Here is an 18,366-nt window from a genome sequence, read left to right as displayed (position 1 = left end):
GAAACCGGTTCCGTCCCGCCTCTTGCTGTGCGGCGGCTGTTCGAATGCCGCCGCATCGCGCGGAACGTTACCGTATCGCGATCAGATGACCACTTCGACGCCCTCGCCGGGTGCTTTACCTGACACCCGTTCGGATTCCAGGGCCTGTTGAAGGATGATCACCGCTGCCGCCTGGTCGATGACGGACCGCCCCTTCTTCGACTTCACGCCCGAAGCGCGCAGTCCCTGGCTCGCCGTCACCGTTGTCATACGTTCGTCGACGAGTCTCACCGCGACCGGCGCGATCATGCGTGCGAGTTCCTGGGCGAAGCCGCGCACCTTGGCCGCGGCCGGGCCCTCGCCCCCCTTGAGGGAACGCGGAAGCCCGACCACCACCTCGATCGGCTCGTACTCCTCGACCAGCTGCCTCAGCCTGCGCTGGGCGGCGGGGACGTCCCGCCCGGGCACGGTCTCCACCGGCGTGGCGAGGATCCCGTCGGGGTCGCACGAGGCGACCCCGATGCGGGCGTCCCCGACGTCGATGGCGAGCCGACGTCCTCTGCGCATTACTTGGCCGTCTCCGCGACCAGGCGCTCGACGGCGTCCACGGCGTCGCCGATGGCGGCCGGGTTCTGGCCGCCGCCCTGGGCGACGTCCGGCTTGCCACCACCGCCGCCGCCGAGGGTCTTGGCGGCCGTGCGGACCAGGTCGCCGGCCTTGAGACCCCGCTCGCGGGCGGCCTCATTGGTGGCGATCACCGTCAGCGGCTTGCCGTTGACCGTGGTGAACAGGGCCACCACGGCGGCCCGGCCGCCCTGGATGCGGCCGCGCACGTCGAGGACCAGCTTGCGCAGGTCGTCGGCGGTGGTGCCGTCCGGGACCTGGCCGGTGACCAGGGCCACACCGCGCACGTCCTTGGCGGACTCGGCGAGACCGGCGGCGGCCTGCAGCACCTTCTCCGCGCGGAACTTCTCGATCTCCTTCTCGGCGTCCTTCAGCTTGCCGAGCATGGCGGAGACCTTCTCCGGAAGCTCCTCCGGACGGCCCTTGATCAGCTCCTGGAGCTGGGCGACGACCGTGTGCTCACGGGCGAGGAAGTTGTAGGCGTCCACGCCGACCAGGGCCTCGATACGGCGCACACCGGAGCCGATGGAGGACTCGCCGAGCAGCTTCACCAGGCCCAGCTGGGCGGTGTTGTGCACGTGCGTGCCGCCGCACAGCTCCTTGGAGAAGTCGCCGATGGTGACGACGCGCACCCGCTCGCCGTACTTCTCGCCGAACTCGGCGATGGCGCCCTGCTTCTTGGCCTCGTCGATGCCCATGACCTCGGCGTGCACGGCGAGGTCGCGGGACAGCACCTCGTTGATCTTCTGCTCGACGTCGGTCATCACGGCCGTCGGAACGGCGGACGGCGAGCCGAAGTCGAAGCGGAAGCGGCCGGGCTGGTTCTCGGAACCGGCCTGGGCGGCCGTCGGGCCGAGCGCGTCGCGCAGGGCCTGGTGGGTGAGGTGGGTGGCCGAGTGGGCGCGGGCGATGGCCGTGCGACGGCGGGCGTCGATCGAGGCGTGGGCCTTGGCGCCGACGGTGACCTCGCCGACCTGGACGACGCCCTTGTGCACGTAGACGCCGGGGACCGGCTTCTGGCAGTCGCGGACCTCGATGACGGCACCGGTGTCGACCTTGATCCGGCCGGTGTCGCCGATCTGGCCGCCGCCCTCGGCGTAGAACGGGGTGCGGTCGAGGACGATCTCGACCTCGTCGCCCTCGGTGGCGGCCGGGGAGGAGACGCCGTCGACGAGGATGCCGACGATCGTGGTCTCGCCCTCGGTGTCGGTGTAGCCGATGAAGTCGGTCTCGCCGGCGGCGTCGGCGATCTCGCGGTAGGCGCCGAGGTCGGCGTGGCCGGTCTTCTTGGCCTGGGCGTCGGCCTTGGCGCGCTCCCGCTGCTCCTTCATCAGGCGGCGGAAGCCGTCCTCGTCCACGGAGAGGCCCTGCTCGGCGGCCATCTCCAGGGTGAGGTCGATCGGGAAGCCCCAGGTGTCGTGGAGCAGGAAGGCCTTGTCGCCGGAGAGCACGGTGCCGCCGGCCTGCTTGGTCTCGGTGACGGCGGTGTCGAGGATGTTGGTGCCGGCCTTCAGCGTCTTGAGGAAGGCGTTCTCCTCGGCGAGGGCGACCTTCTCGATGCGCTCGCGGTCGGTGATCAGCTCGGGGTACTGCTGGCCCATCATGCCGATCACGGTGTCGATCAGGTCCTTGACGACCGGGCCGGTGGCGCCGAGCAGGCGCATGTTGCGGATGGCGCGGCGCATGATGCGGCGCAGCACGTAACCGCGGCCCTCGTTGCCGGGGGTCACGCCGTCGCCGATGAGCATCACGGAGGTGCGCATGTGGTCGGTGACCACGCGCAGGGAGACGTCGGAGTCGTGGGCGTCGCCGTAGCGGACGCCGGTCAGCTCGGTGGCCTTGTCGATGACGGCCATCGAGGTGTCGATCTCGTACATGTTCTGCACGCCCTGCAGAATCATGGCGAGGCGTTCCAGACCGAGGCCGGTGTCGATGTTCTTGCTCGGCAGCTCGCCCAGGATCTCGAAGTTGTCCTTGCCGATGCCCTCGCCCCGCTCGTACTGCATGAAGACGAGGTTCCAGATCTCGACGTACCGCTCGTCGTTGACGGCGGGGCCGCCCTCGACGCCGAACTCGGGGCCGCGGTCGTAGTTGATCTCGGAGCAGGGGCCGCAGGGGCCGGGGACGCCCATGGACCAGTAGTTGTCCTTCATGCCGAGGCGCTGGATGCGCTCCTTCGGCACGCCGACGACCTCGTGCCAGATGCGCTCGGCCTCGTCGTCGTCCTTGTAGACGGTGATCCAGAGCTTCTCCGGCTCCAGGCCGTAACCACCCTTGTCCTGGGGCGTGGTGAGCAGCTCCCAGGCGTACTTGATGGCGCCTTCCTTGAAGTAGTCGCCGAAGGAGAAGTTGCCGCACATCTGGAAGAACGTGCCGTGCCGCGTGGTCTTGCCGACCTCTTCGATGTCGGGCGTGCGCACACACTTCTGGACGCTGGTGGCGCGGGCGAAGGGCGCCTTGACCTCGCCCAGGAAGTAGGGCTTGAAGGGCACCATGCCGGCCGGGACGAGGAGCAGAGTCGGGTCGTCCGCGATGAGCGACGCCGAAGGGACGACGGTGTGCCCGCGCTCCTCGAAGAAGCTCAGCCAGCGACGGCGGATCTCAGCCGACTCCATCAGTGGTCCTCATTCCGGTTGTACGAGTACGTCGTGTTCTCGATGTACTTGGGGTCGTTGCGGTTCTCGATGACGGCGTAGCGCCGCGGTGCGGGCAGCTCGCGGTCCGCGTTGATGCCGAGGGCGTCGCCGAGTTCGGCCTCCCGCTGGGCCATGTTGTCGCGGACGTCGAGGGCGAAGCCGACCGCGCGGTCCTTGAGCCGGTGACCCGCCTCGATCGCCTTGTTCGCCGCGGTCGCGGCCAGGCTCTCGGGGGTCAGCTGCTTCAGCTTGCGGTTGACCTTGGTGGTGGCCCACACACCGGCGGCGACACCCGTGGTGAACCAGAACGTACGGCGGAACATCGCTGGTTCAGTCCTTCTTTCCGCGGAGGTTTCGCTTCGCCCGCCGCGCGGCCGGGACAGTGCGGCCCACGATCACGGTACGCCGGGGTGCCCGCTCGGGCACGTCGTCCTTGCGTCCGCCGAGCGCCCGGCGGACGCCGTATCCGAAGGCCGCGACCTTGACCAGCGGGCCTCCGAAGGTGGAGGCGACGGTGGTCGACAGCGCGGACGCGTTGGACGTGACCTCCTGGACGTCGGAGGCGATCGCGTCGACCCGGTCGATCTGGGTCTGCGCGGAGCGCACCGCCGCGGAGGCGTCGGCCAGCAGCGGGACGGCCTGGTCGGTCACGTCCGCCACGAGCTTGGTGGTCGCCTTGAGCGTCTGGGCCAGCCTCGCGAGTGCCACCGCGAGGAAGGAGACCAGGATCGCCCAGAAGACGGCCACCAGGATCCCGGCCACCTCTCCACCGGACACCTTGTGCACCCGCTCCCTGAAACGTGCCTGAACATCGAGAAAGTCGTGCACCGAGCCTATCGCGCCGGGGCTGCCCGTCCGTACCGCATTACCGGGCGGGACCAGCGGAGTTGCCTCCGGCATTTGTACGCAGTGCATACGATTGAGTACGCTGCGTATCCCATGCGGGACCAACAGCGCGGCGACACCCCCCGGACCGGCAATCTCCCCTGGGAACTCGACGGGTTCGTCGGACGGACCTCCGAACTCGCCGCCCTGACGGCGGCGCTCGACGCCGCGCGGCTGGTGACCGTGACCGGTGTCGGCGGAGTCGGCAAGTCGCGGCTGGCCGCGCGCGCCGCCGCCGGTGCCGCGCCCCGCGACGGGGTGTGGCGCGCGGAGCTGGCCCCGCTGCGCGACCCGGAGTTCGTCGACTACGCCGTGATGGAGGCCCTGGGCCTCACCGACCACACCACCCGGCAGCCCCGCGAGACGCTGCTCGGCCATCTCGCCGACCGGCAACTGCTGCTGGTCCTCGACGGTTTCGAGCACCTGGTGGACGCTTGCGCCGCGCTGGTCGTGGAGCTGCTGCGCGGGGCGCCGGGACTCACGGTCCTGGCGGTGGGACGCCGACCGCTCGCGGTGTCGGGCGAGCGGCTGTTCCCGCTGGCGCCGCTGGGCGAGGACGAGGCGGTGGGCCTGTTCACCGACCGGGCGGCCCGGCAGGGGCTGCCGCCCGGCGACGAGCGGACCGTACGGGAGCTGTGCCGGCGGCTGGACGGTATCCCGCTGGCGATCGAACTGGCCGCGGGGCGGCTGCGGGCCCTCTCCCCCGAGCTGCTGCTGGACCGGCTGGAGGACCGGTTCCGACTGCTGACCGGCGGTGGGCGGGACGGGCTCCCCCGGCACCGGACGCTGCGTACGGCGATCGGCTGGAGCCATGAGCTGTGCACGCCCGAGGAGCGACTGCTGTGGTCCCGGCTGTCGGTGTTCACCGGGCCCTTCGACCTGGAGGCCGCCGAGTACGTGTGCGCCGGGCACGGTCTGCGTGCCGAGGACGTCCTGGACGTGCTGGACGAGCTGATCGCGCAGTGCGTGGTCGGGCGGGAACCGGGCGGGACGCCGGTGCGCTACCGGATGCTGGACACGGTCCGCGCGTACGGCGCCGACTGGCTGGAGGCCACCGGTGACGCCGGCCGGCTTCGGCGACGGCACCGGGACTGGTACCTGGGTCTGGCCACCTGGTGCGAGCTGGACTGGTTCTCGCCCCGCCAGTGCGAGGTGGCCGCCCGGGTGGCGGCGGAGCTGCCCAATCTGCGCAGCGCCCTGGAGTTCTGTCTGACCGAGCCCGACGAGGCGCATCTGGCGCAGTACCTGGCGGGCTCCCTGTGGTTCTGCTGGGTCGGCTGTGGGCGGCTGGCCGAGGGCCGGCACTGGCTGGAGCGGGCCTTGGCACTGGACTCCGACCACGAGCAGCCCCGGTTGAAGGCCCTGTGGGTGCTGGGCTATGTGGCCATCCTGCAGGGCGACCCGGTCCCGGCCCTGGCGGCGCTCCAGGAGTGCCGGGAGGAGGCGGAGCGGTCGGGGAGCGCGACGGCGCTGGCGTACGCCGAGCACCGCACCGGCTGTCTGGCGCTGGTCACGGACGACATGGCGCGTGCGGAGACGCTGCTGCGCTCGGCGCTGGACCGCTACCGGGAGATCGGCGAACTCAACAGCAACGTCCTGATGGGGCAGGTCGAGCTGGCCATGACCAGGGCGTTCCGGGGCGATCTGCCGGACGCCGTGCGGCTGTGCGAGGACGTGCGCCGGGTGTGCGAGGACCACGGGGAGCGCTGGGCCCGGGGCTACGCGCTGTACGTCCTGGCGTACGCCGCCTGGAGCGAGGGCGACACGGACCGCGCCCGCGTCCTGCTGACGGAGTGCGTGCGCGGCGCGCACGGCTTCCGGGATCTGCTGGGCTGCGTGCTGGCGGTGGAGCTGCTGGCGTTGGTGACGGCGACGGAGGGCGATCCGGCGGAGGCCGCAGTGCTGCAAGGCGCGGCGGCCCGTATCTGGCCGTCCGTGGGGCTGCCGCTGTTCGGCTCGGCGCACTACAAGGGCCCGCACGAGCTGTGCGAGGCGATGGCCCGGGAGCGGCTGGGCGACGAGCGGTACGAGGAGTGCGTGCGGGAGGGCGAGCGGCTGGACCGCGCGGAGGCGGTCGCCCGGGTGCGGCAACGGGGGCGGATCCGCAACGCGGTGCCGGGCCCGCGCGGGCCGGTGCGGGAGGCGCGAGGGGCGGCGGACACGCAGAAGCCCGCCGGCTCGCCCACCCGGAAGGGTGGGGAGACGGCGGGCTGACGCGGGAGGTGCTACACCCGGATCAACGGGCGTAGTACTCGACGACGAGCTGCTCGTCGCAGATCACCGGGATCTCCTTGCGGTTCGGCTCACGGTCCAGGCGGAACGCCAGGGCGCGGAGGTTCACCTGGAGGTAGCGCGGGGTCTCGCCGTCGGGGGCGAAGCCACCCTCACGGGCGATCGAGAACAGCGTCTTCTCACGGCTGCGCTCGCGAACCTGCACGACGTCGTCCGGACGGACACGGAACGACGGCTTGTCGACCTTCTGGCCGTTGACCTCGATGTGGCCGTGCACGACCATCTGGCGGGCCTGGTAGATCGTGCGGGCGATGCCCGAACGCAGGACCAGGGCGTCGAGACGGCGCTCGAGCTCGACGATCAGGGCCTCACCGGTCTTGCCCTGCACCTTGGAGGCACGCTCGTAGGCGCGGACCAGCTGACGCTCGGAGATGTCGTACTGCGCGCGCAGACGCTGCTTCTCCAGCAGACGGACCTTGTAGTCCGAGTTCTGCTTGCGGCCGCGGCCGTGCTCACCCGGCGGGTAGGGACGGGCCTCGAAGTACTTGACGGCCTTCGGGGTCAGCGCGATGCCGAGGGCACGCGACTTCTTGACCTTGGGGCGGGACTGGTTCGCCACTTGTCTCTCATTTCTGGTGTTCGGCTTGTCAGAGTTGAGGGAGGTCGCATCCGCAGCCGGGGAATCCCGCCGGGTCCGCATGGGACCTGCCGGGCAGCCGCTCCCCTGGTCTGGGCACATACGTGCAGCACGCGAGTGGCCCACCGACCGATTCCGGGATTCCGGGTGGTGGTGGGCTGCCCGCGACACCGTTCGACGGTGCGCGACGCTCCTGGAGCCGATCCGCTGGGGATCGGTTCTCCGGCTGACTGTCCCGTTCTGACTGCACAGGACGCAGCGCTTCAACGAATCCTACAGGGTGCTCAGGACCGCCTGCGACCGAGGTGCTTCCTGGTCCACTCCACGGCGTCCGCGTACCGCGCCTCCGCGCCGTGCCGGCTCGGGGTGTAGTACTCGCGGTCCTTCAGGGCGTCCGGCGCGTACTGCTGGGCGGCGATGCCCTCGGGCAGGTCGTGCGGATAGACGTACCCCTGCCCGTGGCCGAGCTTGGCGGCGCCCTTGTAGTGGGAGTCGCGCAGATGCCCGGGCACCGGCCCGGCCAGTCCCTTGCGCACGTCGTCCAGGGCGGCGCCGATCGCGGTGGTCGCCGCGTTGGACTTGGGGGCGAGGGCCAGGGCGATGGTGGCGTGGCTGAGGGTGAGCGCGGCCTCGGGGAAGCCGATCATGGCGACGGCCTGGGCGGCGGCGACCGCGATCGGCAGGGCATTGGGATCGGCGAGGCCGATGTCCTCGCTGGCGGAGATCATCAGGCGGCGGGCGATGAACCTGGGGTCCTCGCCCGCCTCGATCATGCGGGCCAGGTAGTGCAGGGCGGCGTCGACGTCGGAGCCGCGGATGGACTTGATGAGGGCGCTGGCCACGTCGTAGTGCTGGTCGCCGTCGCGGTCGTACTTCACCGCCGCGCGGTCGACCGTCTCCTCCAGGGTGGTGAGGGCGATCTCCGGCTCGCCCTTGTCGAGCGCGGCCCCGGCGGCGGCCTCCAGGGCGGTCAGCGCGCGGCGGGCGTCGCCGCCGGCGATGCGCAGCAGGTGCTCCTCGGTGTCCTCGGGGAGGGTGACGGCGCCCTTGAGGCCGCGGTCGTCGCTCAGCGCCCGGCGGAGCAGCCCGCGGACGTCGTCGTCCGTGAGGGGTTCGAGGGTGAGCAGCAGGGAGCGCGACAGCAGCGGGGAGATCACCGAGAAGTACGGGTTCTCGGTGGTCGCCGCGATCAGGGTCACCCAGCGGTTCTCGACGGCCGGGAGGAGGGAGTCCTGCTGGGCCTTGCTGAAGCGGTGGATCTCGTCGAGGAAGAGGACGGTCTCCTTGCCGTACCCGCCGGTGGCGCGGCGGGCGCCGTCGATGACCGCGCGGACCTCCTTGACCCCGGCGGTGATCGCGGACAGCTCCACGAAGCGCTTGTTGGTGGCCTTGGAGACGACGTACGCGAGTGTGGTCTTGCCCGTGCCGGGCGGGCCCCAGAGGATCACCGAGGACGGTCCGGCCGGTCCCCCGGAACCCTCGCCGACCAGCCGGCGCAGCGGCGAGCCGGGCTTGAGCAGGTGCTGCTGGCCCACCACCTCGTCGAGGGTGCGCGGGCGCATCCGCACGGCGAGGGGGCTGCCGGTCGGGTCCTTCTCCTGGCGTTCTTCTGCGGCGGCGGTGAACAGGTCGGGCTCCACGCTGGAAACCCTAAATCACCGCACCGACAATCCCCCGGGCGCCGGGTCAGGCCCAGAGCTGGCTGCCCCAGCGGGTCATGATCAGCATGACGATGATGCCGACGTGCGTGACCGGCAGCACCCAGGTGAACTCGCCGAGGAAGTTCTTGAGCCCGGCCGGGGCGGGCAGGAAGCCGTTCCTGACGTTGAAGGACGTCAGGTACCAGAACATGACGATGGTCGCGACCCAGGCCAGCGAGCACCACAGGCACAGCGCGTTGATCTCGTACAGCGACTGGATCATCAGCCAGGTGCAGAACCCGACACCGAAGAGCGTGCCCGCGTTGAAGGTGAGCCAGTACCAGCGCGGGAAGCGGGCCCGGGCGAGCAGGCTCATGCCGACGCAGATCACGATGCCGTAGGCGACGAGGCCGAGCATCGGGTTGGGGAACCCGAAGACGGACGCCTGCTCGCTCTCCATGACGCTGCCGCAGGACACGATCGGGTTGAGGCTGCAGCTCGGCGTGAACGTCTCGCCCCGGGCCTTGGCTTCCAGGATCTTGAACTTGTCGAGGGTGATGACCCAGGCGGCGAGCAGCCCCGCCGCGCCCGTGATCACCAGCAGCAGGGCGAAGGCCCGGCTGCCGCCCACCGTGCGCGGCTCGTCGGCGGTGCGCCGCGACTGGGGCTCGGGCTCGGTGGAGACGTCCTGGACTGTCGTCTTGCTCATCACGCCGATTCCGTCACTTGAGGGAGGTGGACCTGCTTCCGGCATCGGACATTGTGCCGCACACCCCTGTGTGGCCACCGTTCGCTGCGCATAAGGACATACGGCCGAAGGCCGTCCACCGTTCGGATCCGGACATGCCGAGAGCGCCGGGGTTCCCTTGTCCCCGGCGCTCTCGCAGTGCTCGGACGGCGCTCCGACGAGGCCGTCAGCCGAGCCGTGCCTCCAGCTCGGCCACGATCTCGTTGACGCCGATCGCGGTCTGCTCGCCGGACTCCATGTCCTTGAGCTGGACGACGCCCTCGGCGAGGTCCCGCTCACCGGCCACGATCGCGTAGCGGGCGCCGCTGCGGTTGGCGTTCTTCATCGCGCCCTTGAGGCCCTTGCCGCCGTACGAGAAGTCGGCCGCGATCCCCGCCTTGCGCAGGTCGGTGACCTTGGCGAACAGCACCCGGCGGGCCTCCTCGCCGAGCGGCACCGCGAACACGCTGGTACTGGCCGGGATGTCGAGCTCGATGCCCTCCGCCTCCAGGGCGAGGACGGTGCGGTCGACGCCGAGGGCCCAGCCGACGGACGGCAGCGCGGGGCCGCCGATCATCTCGGACAGGCCGTCGTAGCGGCCGCCGCCGCCCACCGCGGACTGGGAGCCCAGACCGTCGTGGACGAACTCGAAGGTCGTACGGGTGTAGTAGTCCAGGCCGCGGACCAGCTTGGGGTCGTCCTCGAAGACGACACCGGCGGCCGTGATCAGCTCACGGACCTCCTCGTGGTACGTCTTGCAGGCGTCGCAGAGGTAGTCGCGCAGCAGCGGCGCGTTCGTCAGCTGCTTCTGGACCGACTCGCGCTTGTCGTCGAGGACGCGCAGCGGGTTGATCTCCGCGCGGCGCAGGGTGTCCTCGTCGAGGTCGAGACCGCGCAGGAAGTCCTGGAGCGCGGCCCGGTACACCGGACGGCACTCCTTGTCGCCCAGGCTGTTGAGCAGGATGCGGAAGTCGCGCAGCCCGAGCGAGCGGTACGCCTGGTCGGCCAGGATGATCAGCTCGGCGTCCAGCGCGGGGTCCTCGGCGCCGATCGCCTCGGCGCCGACCTGGGAGAAGTGCCTGTAGCGGCCCTTCTGGGGGCGCTCGTAGCGGTAGTACGAGCCGGAGTACCAGAGCTTGACCGGGAGGTTGCCCGCCTTGTGCAGGTTGGCCTCCAGAGCCGCGCGCAGCACGGAGGCGGTGCCCTCGGGGCGCAGGGCCAGCTTGTCGCCGCCCTTGGTCTCGAAGGCGTACATCTCCTTGGTGACGATGTCGGTGGACTCGCCGACACCGCGCGCGAACAGTTCGACGCTCTCGAAGCCGGGCGTCTCGATGTAGCCGTAGCCGGAGTTGCGCAGCGGGGCGGCGATCGCCTCGCGCACCGCCAGGTACTTCGCGGAGTCCGGCGGGATCAGGTCGTAGGTGCCCTTGGGGGCCTGGAAGGTGCTCACGAAAGTCTCTCGTCTACATTCCTCGTCGGGGAGCCTCGACGGCTCCCTGGCCGGCGGCCACCTGCCGCAGATAGGGGTTGGTGGCGCGCTCACGGCCGATGGTCGTCTGGGGGCCGTGGCCGGACAGCACCACGGTCGAGTCCTCTAGCGGCAGGCACACGCGGGCGAGCGAGTCGAGGATCTCGGCCATGTCACCGCCGGGCAGGTCGGTGCGTCCGATGGAGCCGGCGAACAGCAGGTCGCCCGAGAAGAGGATCGGCGGGATGTCCGCCGCCTCGGGCAGCCCGAAGGTCACCGACCCCTTGGTATGGCCGGGCGCGTGCGCGACGGTGAGCTCCAGACCGGCCAGCTCCAGCTTCGCGCCGTCGGTCAGCGTCCTGACGTCGTCCGGCTCCCCCACGGTCAGCTCGCCCATCAGCTGCGTGCCGATGGAACGGCCGAGGGCCTTCTCCGGGTCGCTCATCATGTACCGGTCCTCGGGGTGGATCCAGGCCGGTACGTCGTGCGCGCCGCACACCGGGACGACCGAGGCCACGTGGTCGAGGTGGCCGTGGGTGAGGACGACGGCGACGGGCTTGAGCCGATGCTTCTTCAGCGCCTCTTCGACTCCTGGGGCCGCTTCGTGGCCCGGGTCGATGATCACGCACTCCTCACCGGCGGCGGGGGCGACCAGGTAACAGTTGGTCCCCCAGGCCCCGGCGGGGAACCCGGCAATGAGCACGATCGTCCTTCGTTGTGTCGATACGGGCGGCTACAGCTTCCGTAAGAGCCTACCGGCGCTGCCGTTTCCTCAGCGAACCCATATACGGTACGGGGCACACGCAGGCGGTCGGCTCACCAGACGCACGCGTACCACCCGTCGACTTACGAGACGCATGAGGAGTAAACCCGGTGGTCAGCCAGGAGCAGCGGCGGCGTCAGCTCGCCCGGGAGAAGTTCTTGCGGCAGCAGCAGCGGCGAACCGACGCGCGGCGCAAGGCCCGCGTGCGCAACGCGGTGATCGCATCGGCTCTGGGCGTGGTCCTGGTCGGCAGCCTCGCGCTGTACACGACCGGGGTCCTCAAGGACGACGGCAAGGAGAACGCGGGCGCGGAGGTCACCCCGAGCGCGACGGCCCCGAGCACGCCGCCGGACCCGTGCGACAAGCCGGCCAAGGGCGAGGTCGAGTCGATGAGCTGGAAGAAGGAGCCGGCGATGACCATCGACAAGTCGGCGAAGTACTCGATGAAGCTGGCGACGACCTGCGGTGACATAGACGTCGCGCTGAAGACGTCGGCGGCCCCGCACACCGTGAACTCCTTCGAGTTCCTGGCCGGCAAGGGCTACTTCGACCACACCAAGTGCCACCGGCTCACCACCAACGGCATCTACGTGCTCCAGTGCGGCGACCCGACGGGCAGCGGCAGCGGCGGTCCCGGCTACACCATTCCGGACGAGAACCTGAAGGACGAGAGCCTCAAGGACAACGTCTACCCGGCGGGCACGGTCGCGATGGCGAACACCGGGCAGAAGAACAGCGGGGGCAGCCAGTTCTTCCTGGTCTACCAGGACAGCCAGCTGCCGCCCAGCTACACGCCGTTCGGTACCGTTTCGGAATCGGGCATGAAGGTTCTGAAGAAGATCGCCGCCGCGGGTGAGAGCACCGGCGCCGGTGACGGGGCCCCGAACGCGACGGTCGTGATCGACAAGGCGACCGTCACGAAATCCTGACCGCCAACTGCGAATTTCGGTCGCGCGGGATGCGGACAGGCAACCCGCCGGTCGCCTATGTTGGCCGTGACGAAACTGTGGACGATGCCCGGGGGAGCTGAGGCCCCCCGCAGGCATCATGTGGAGGAGGCGCTGTGAGCAGCGACCCGTGGGGCCGCGTCGACGAGACGGGGACCGTGTACGTGCGTACGGCCGACGGCGAGCAGGTCGTCGGTTCCTGGCAGGCCGGCTCCCCTGAGGAGGCGCTGGCCTACTTCGAGCGCAAGTACGAGGGCCTGGTTGTCGAGATCGGCCTCCTCGAGAAGCGAGTGCAGACCACGGACCTGTCGGCCAAGGACGCCCAGGCCGCCATCGACCATCTGCGCGAGCAGGTCGACGCGCACCACGCCGTCGGTGACCTGGACGCCCTGCGAACCCGGCTGGACAAGCTGGTGCAGACCGTCGAGAAGCGCCGCGAGGAGCGCAAGGCGCAGCGGGCCAAGCAGTCCGACGAGGCCCGTCACGCCAAGGAAGCGCTGGTCGTGGAGGCGGAGGAGCTGGCGCAGTCCGACCAGTGGCGGGCGGCCGGCGAGCGGCTGCGGGCGCTGGTGGACACCTGGAAGGGTCTGCCGCGGCTGGACCGCAAGTCGGACGACGAGCTGTGGCACCGCTTCTCGCACGCCCGCTCGGCGTTCTCCAAGCGTCGCAAGGCGCACTTCGCGCAGCTCGACGCGCAGCGCGAGGAGGCCCGCAAGACCAAGGAGCGGCTGGTCGCCGAGGCCGAGGCGCTGTCGGACTCGACCGACTGGGGTGCGACGTCCGCCCGCTACCGCGAGCTGATGGCGGAGTGGAAGGCCGCGGGCCGTGCCCAGCGCGAACACGAGGACGACCTGTGGAACCGCTTCCGCGGCGCCCAGGACGTCTTCTTCGCCGCGCGCAGCTCGGTCTTCGCCGAGCGTGACGCCGAGCAGGCCGAGAACCTGAAGCTGAAGGAGGAGCTGGCCGAGGAGGCCGAGAAGATCCTCCCGGTGACGGATCTCAAGGCCGCGCGGGCCGCGTTCCGCTCGATCAACGAACGCTGGGAGGCCATCGGCCACGTCCCGCGCGACTCCCGGCCGAAGGTCGAGGGCCGGATGCACGCGGTCGAGCGGGCCATCCAGGAGGCCGAGGAGGCCGAGTGGCGCCGGACCAACCCGGAGGCACGCGCGCGTGCCGCGGGTCTGACCGGCCAGCTCCAGGCGGCCGTGGACAAGCTCAAGGGCCAGATCGAGCAGGCGCGCGCCCAGGGCAACAACGCCAAGGCCGAGAAGCTCGAGCGTGAGCTGGAGGGGCGGCAGGCGCTGCTGGACCAGGCACTGAAGGGGCTGCAGGAGTTCGGCGGCTGAGAACCGCACGCGAGAGGGCGCCCGCACCTTCCCGGTGCGGGCGCCCTTTCGTATGCCCTGCTACGACTCGTGTGCCAGTCGACTCGTACGCGTTACGACCGGCTGCGTGCCGACGTCACCCGGTACACGTCGTACACGCCCTCGACGCCCCGGACCGCCTTCAGCACGTGGCCGAGATGCTTCGGGTCGCCCATCTCGAAGGTGAAGCGGGAGGTCGCGACGCGGTCGCGGGAGGTCTGGACGGCCGCGGAGAGGATGTTGACGTGCTGGTCGGACAGGACGCGGGTGACGTCCGACAGCAGCCGGGAGCGGTCCAGCGCCTCGACCTGGATGGCGACCAGGAAGACCGAGGACTGGGTGGGCGCCCACTCGACGTCCAGGATGCGCTCGGGCTCGCGGGACAGTGACTCCACGTTCACACAGTCGCTGCGGTGAACCGATACGCCGCTACCGCGCGTGACGAAGCCGATGATCGGGTCGCCGGGCACCGGGGTACAGCAGCGGGCCAGCTTGACCCACACGTCCTCGACGCCCTTGACGACGACGCCCGGGTCGGCGCTGGTACGGCGCTTGCGGCCGCGTCCGCGCGCCGGCGGCACGCTCTCGTCGATCTCCTCGGTGGCCGCCTCCTCGCCGCCGAAGGCCTGGACGAGCTTCTGCACCACGTTCTGCGCGGAGACATGGCCCTCGCCGATCGCCGCGTACAGCGCGGAGATGTCCGGGTAGCGCATCTCGTGCGCGAGGGTGACCAGGGAGTCGCCGGTGAGGATGCGCTGGATCGGCAGGTTCTGCTTGCGCATCGCGCGGACGATGGCGTCCTTGCCCTGCTCGATCGCCTCGTCGCGACGCTCCTTGGAGAACCAGGCGCGGATCTTGTTGCGGGCGCGCGGCGACTTCACGAAGCCGAGCCAGTCGCGGGAGGGGCCCGCGCCGGTCGCCTTTGAGGTGAAGACCTCCACCAGATCGCCGTTGTCGAGGGTGGACTCCAGCGGTACGAGGCGGCCGTTGACCCGCGCTCCTATGGTGCGGTGGCCGACCTCGGTGTGGACGGCGTACGCGAAGTCGACGGGGGTGGCCCCGGCGGGCAGCGCTATGACGTCGCCCTTGGGGGTGAAGACGAAGACCTCGTTGCGGGACAGGTCGAAGCGCAGCGACTCCAGGAACTCGCTGGGGTCCTCGGTCTCCTTCTGCCAGTCGAGGAGCTGCCGCAGCCACGCCATGTCGTTGATGGCGTCCTTGTCCTTGCCGGACGCCTTGGGCACGTCGGTGCGGACCTTGGAGGCGCCGGCGACCGCGTCCTGCTTGTACTTCCAGTGCGCGGCGATGCCGTACTCGGCGCGGCGGTGCATGTCGAAGGTGCGGATCTGCAGCTCGACGGGCTTGCCGTTGGGGCCGATGACCGTCGTGTGCAGCGACTGGTACATGTTGAACTTGGGCATCGCGATGTAGTCCTTGAACCGGCCGGGGACCGGGTTCCATCGCGCGTGCACCGTGCCGAGGGCCGCGTAGCAGTCGCGGACGGTGTCCACGAGGACGCGGATGCCCACCAGGTCGTAGATCTCCGCGAAGTCCCGGCCGCGGACGATCATCTTCTGGTAGACGCTGTAGTAGTGCTTCGGGCGGCCGGTGACCGTCGCCTTGATGCGGGCGGCGCGCAGGTCCTGCTGGACCTCGTCGGTCACTATGGCCAGATACTCGTCACGCTTCGGTGCCCTCTCGGCCACCAGCCGGACGATCTCGTCGTACATCTTGGGGTAGAGGATCGCGAAGGCGAGGTCCTCCAGCTCCCACTTGATGGTGTTCATGCCCAGGCGGTGGGCGAGCGGCGCGTAGATCTCCAGGGTCTCGCGCGCCTTCTTCTCCTGCTTCTCGCGCTTGAGGTAGCGCATGGTGCGCATGTTGTGCAGGCGGTCGGCGAGCTTGATGACCAGGACGCGCGGGTCCTTGGCCATGGCGACGACCATCTTGCGCACGGTCTCGGCCTGGGCGGCCTCGCCGAACTTGACCTTGTCCAGCTTGGTGACGCCGTCGACGAGCAGGGCGACCACGTCGCCGAAGTCGCGGCGCAGGTCCTCCAGGCCGTACTCGGTGTCCTCGACGGTGTCGTGCAGCAGGCCCGCCATCAGGGTGGCCGGATCCATGCCCAGCTCGGCGAGGATGGTGGTGACGGCGAGCGGGTGTGTGATGTAAGGGTCGCCGCTCTTGCGCTTCTGGCCGCGGTGCCAGCGCTCGGCGACCTGGTAGGCGCGCTCGATCTGGCGGAGCGTGGCCGTCTCGATCTTGGGGTCGTTGCTCCGGACTATCCGCAGCAGCGGCTCCAGGACCGGGTTGTACGGGTTCGCGCGCTGTACGCCGAGGCGGGCGAGGCGGGCGCGGACGCGGTTGGAGGAACCCGTGCGCGCGGGCTGGGGCGGCGAGGCCGGGCGGATCGGGGGCGTCGGCGCGACCGGGGTCCCGCCCGGACCGGAGCTTGCCGAAGGCCCTTGGGCGCGCTCGGGAGGAGCCGGCTTGGGGCGCGCCTGCTCGGCGGCCTTGGCGACGGGCGCGGACTGGGCGTGCTGAGCCGTCCCGCGGCTGTCGTCCTTCGCGTGGGGCGCGGGCTTGGCCGCGGGCTCCGAGCCTTGCTCGGGCTTTGCGGCGGTCAGGTGCTGGGCCTCGTCTGGCAAGAGGGCTCCTCGTGCGCGATCCGGGTCCCCCGGTCAGGCTCCGGAAACCCCATGGTAGCGATCCTGGGCTCCGGGATCGCCTTCAGGCCGATGTGAGGGCCGTCCACTGGGGAAACGCATGGGGCGGGCGCCGGATTCCTCCGGGCCCGCCCCACCCATGCGGTGACGCGATGGCTCAGACGACGAGCAGCGCCTCCAGCGGGGCGCCGTCGAGAGCCGGTGCCAGGCGGCTGCGGCCGTCGAGGAAGGCCAGCTCCATCAGCACCGCGACGCCCGCGACCTGGGCGCCCGCGCGGCGGATCAGCTGGAGGGACGCCTCCGCGGTGCCGCCGGTGGCGAGCACGTCGTCGATGACCAGGACTCGGTCGTCCCCGGTCAGGTCCTCGGCGTGCACCTCGATCTCCGCCGAGCCGTACTCCAGGTCGTAGGACTGGCGCAGGGTGGCTCCGGGGAGCTTTCCGGCCTTGCGGACCGGGATGAAGCCGACGCCCGCGCGGACGGCGACCGGGGCTCCGAGGATGAAGCCGCGGGCCTCCAGGCCGACGATCTTGGTGGCGCCGGTGCGCTCCACGATCTCGGCGAGCGCGTCGGTGAGCGCGGTGAAGGCCGCGGGGTCCGCGAGGAGCGGGGTGATGTCCTTGAACATCACCCCGGGCTCCGGGTAGTCGGCGACGTCGCGGATGCGGCTGAGCAGCAGCTCCTTGATGTCGGTCATCGGCGCTTCCCGGAGGGTCGGCCGCGGCCCCGGGCGCGGGAGGCGGGCTCGTCGCGCGGGCCGACGACCGCGGCGGCGGCGTCGGCGTACGCCTCGTCGCTCCTCTCCCCGGTCTGCGGCTCACCCTGGTCGCCGCCCTGCGCCCGCTTGGCCAGGACGCGCTTGCGCAGGGACTTCATCTGCGGCTCGAGCTCCTTGAGGTCGGCGACGAGCGGCGTGGCGATGAAGATCGAGGAGTACGCGCCGGCCGCGAGGCCGACGAACAGCGACAGCGAGATGTCGTTCAGCATGCCGGCGCCGAGGACACCGCCACCGATGAACAGCAGGCCCGCCACCGGCAGCAGCGCGACGACCGTGGTGTTGACCGAGCGGACCAGGGTGCTGTTGATGGACCGGTTGGCGATGTCGCTGTAGGTCCAGCGGCTCTGCTTGGTGATGTCCTTCGTCTGCTCCTTGAGGCTGTCGAAGACGACGACCGTGTCGTAGAGCGAGTAACCGAGGATGGTCAGCAGACCGATCACCGTGCCCGGCGTGACCTCGAAGCCGACGAGGGCGTAGATGCCGACCGTGATGGTGATGTCGTGGATCAGGGCGACGAACGCGGCGACCGCCATGCGCCACTCGAAGGCGATCGCCAGGTAGATCACCACGAGGACGAGGAAGATGCCGAGGCCCTGCCAGGCCTTGTTGGCGATCTGGTCACCCCAGCTGGGGCCGACCAGCTCGGCGTTGATCTTCTCGCCGTCGACCTTCATGTCCTCGGCCAGCCGGTCCTTGATCCGGTCGGACTGGTCGGTGTCGATACCGGCGACCTGGATGCGCAGGCTGCCGTTGCCGAGCTCCTGGACGATGGCGTCGTGGCCGGAGGCCTCTTCCGCGTAATCCTCGGCCTGGGAGACGGAGACGGAGGTCTTCGGGGTGGTGAAGACGGCACCGCCCTGGAACTCGATGCCCATGTTGAGGCCGCGCACCGCCAGGCCGACGATGGCCGTGATGGTGATCAGTATCGAGATGCCGTACCAGATCTTGCGGTTGCCGACGAAGTCGTAGCTGACCTCGCCACGGTGCAGTCGGGCGCCGAGGTTGCCGAGCTTCGACATC

The 18,366-nt window shown here is 70.3% G+C and carries 15 protein-coding genes; 3 read left to right on the top strand and 12 right to left on the bottom strand.

Translation table 11 applies throughout. The features are described from left to right. Positions 1-81: 81 nt before the first annotated feature. Genes ruvX through ACSU6L_RS31065 form a run of 4 tightly spaced genes read right to left on the bottom strand, consistent with a single transcriptional unit; the run spans position 82 to position 4,016 of the window. Positions 82-546, bottom strand: a complete 465-nt coding sequence (gene ruvX / locus ACSU6L_RS31080; protein ID WP_073941921.1) for a Holliday junction resolvase RuvX — start codon at positions 544-546, stop codon at positions 82-84. Beyond that, positions 546-3,218, bottom strand: coding sequence for an alanine--tRNA ligase (alaS, locus tag ACSU6L_RS31075; RefSeq protein WP_437062144.1), 2,673 nt, complete (start codon positions 3,216-3,218; stop codon positions 546-548). Before alaS ends, ruvX begins: the two co-directional genes overlap by 1 nt. Next, positions 3,218-3,562, bottom strand: a complete 345-nt coding sequence (locus ACSU6L_RS31070) for a hypothetical protein (protein WP_437062142.1) — start codon at positions 3,560-3,562, stop codon at positions 3,218-3,220. Before ACSU6L_RS31070 ends, alaS begins: the two co-directional genes overlap by 1 nt. A 7-nt stretch (positions 3,563-3,569) precedes the next feature. After that, positions 3,570-4,016 (bottom strand): DUF948 domain-containing protein, encoded by a 447-nt coding sequence (locus ACSU6L_RS31065; RefSeq protein WP_437062140.1) that lies wholly within the window; start codon positions 4,014-4,016, stop codon positions 3,570-3,572. Positions 4,017-4,178: 162 nt separating this feature from the next. Between ACSU6L_RS31065 and ACSU6L_RS31060 the strand changes: the two genes are divergently transcribed. Further along, positions 4,179-6,338: an ATP-binding protein gene (locus tag ACSU6L_RS31060; RefSeq protein ID WP_437062138.1), complete on the top strand. Its 2,160-nt coding sequence runs from the start codon at positions 4,179-4,181 to the stop codon at positions 6,336-6,338. 22 nt (positions 6,339-6,360) lie between these two features. Here the strand turns inward: ACSU6L_RS31060 and rpsD are convergent, their stop codons facing one another. From rpsD to ACSU6L_RS31035, 5 genes are all read right to left on the bottom strand, one after another. Then, a complete protein-coding gene (rpsD, locus tag ACSU6L_RS31055) occupies positions 6,361-6,975 on the bottom strand; it encodes a 30S ribosomal protein S4 (protein WP_073941925.1) in 615 nt (204 codons plus the stop codon). Between the two features lie 302 nt (positions 6,976-7,277). After that, on the bottom strand, positions 7,278-8,633 hold the full coding sequence (locus ACSU6L_RS31050) for a replication-associated recombination protein A (protein WP_437062136.1): 1,356 nt from the start codon (positions 8,631-8,633) through the stop codon (positions 7,278-7,280). Positions 8,634-8,679: 46 nt separating this feature from the next. After that, positions 8,680-9,342 carry a vitamin K epoxide reductase family protein gene (locus ACSU6L_RS31045; protein WP_437062134.1) on the bottom strand — a complete coding sequence of 221 codons (663 nt, stop codon included), beginning with the start codon at positions 9,340-9,342 and terminating at the stop codon, positions 8,680-8,682. Between the two features lie 205 nt (positions 9,343-9,547). Beyond that, the gene (gene hisS, locus ACSU6L_RS31040) at positions 9,548-10,810 is read right to left on the bottom strand and encodes a histidine--tRNA ligase (protein WP_437062132.1); all 1,263 of its coding nucleotides are present in this window, start codon (positions 10,808-10,810) and stop codon (positions 9,548-9,550) included. A gap of 13 nt (positions 10,811-10,823) precedes the next feature. Continuing rightward, a complete protein-coding gene (locus tag ACSU6L_RS31035) occupies positions 10,824-11,531 on the bottom strand; it encodes an MBL fold metallo-hydrolase (protein ID WP_073941929.1) in 708 nt (235 codons plus the stop codon). Between the two features lie 170 nt (positions 11,532-11,701). Here ACSU6L_RS31035 and ACSU6L_RS31030 point away from each other — a divergent pair, with 170 nt between their 5' ends. Together ACSU6L_RS31030 and ACSU6L_RS31025 are read left to right on the top strand one after the other, a co-directional pair. Next, on the top strand, positions 11,702-12,520 hold the full coding sequence (locus ACSU6L_RS31030) for a peptidylprolyl isomerase (protein WP_437062130.1): 819 nt from the start codon (positions 11,702-11,704) through the stop codon (positions 12,518-12,520). A 134-nt stretch (positions 12,521-12,654) separates the two neighbouring features. Further along, positions 12,655-13,884, top strand: coding sequence for a DUF349 domain-containing protein (locus ACSU6L_RS31025; RefSeq protein WP_437062128.1), 1,230 nt, complete (start codon positions 12,655-12,657; stop codon positions 13,882-13,884). A gap of 92 nt (positions 13,885-13,976) precedes the next feature. Here the strand turns inward: ACSU6L_RS31025 and ACSU6L_RS31020 are convergent, their stop codons facing one another. From ACSU6L_RS31020 to secF, 3 genes are all read right to left on the bottom strand, one after another. Next, positions 13,977-16,550 (bottom strand): RelA/SpoT family protein, encoded by a 2,574-nt coding sequence (locus ACSU6L_RS31020; protein ID WP_437062126.1) that lies wholly within the window; start codon positions 16,548-16,550, stop codon positions 13,977-13,979. A gap of 175 nt (positions 16,551-16,725) precedes the next feature. Beyond that, positions 16,726-17,265: an adenine phosphoribosyltransferase gene (locus tag ACSU6L_RS31015; RefSeq protein WP_437062124.1), complete on the bottom strand. Its 540-nt coding sequence runs from the start codon at positions 17,263-17,265 to the stop codon at positions 16,726-16,728. Next, a complete protein-coding gene (gene secF, locus ACSU6L_RS31010) occupies positions 17,262-18,365 on the bottom strand; it encodes a protein translocase subunit SecF (RefSeq protein ID WP_437062122.1) in 1,104 nt (367 codons plus the stop codon). Before secF ends, ACSU6L_RS31015 begins: the two co-directional genes overlap by 4 nt. Position 18,366: the final 1 nt, after the last annotated feature.

Source organism: Streptomyces sp. enrichment culture (genome assembly GCF_964272855.1).
Classification (GTDB): Bacteria; Actinomycetota; Actinomycetes; order Streptomycetales; family Streptomycetaceae; genus Streptomyces.
This window is presented reverse-complemented; position numbering and strand designations above follow the sequence as displayed.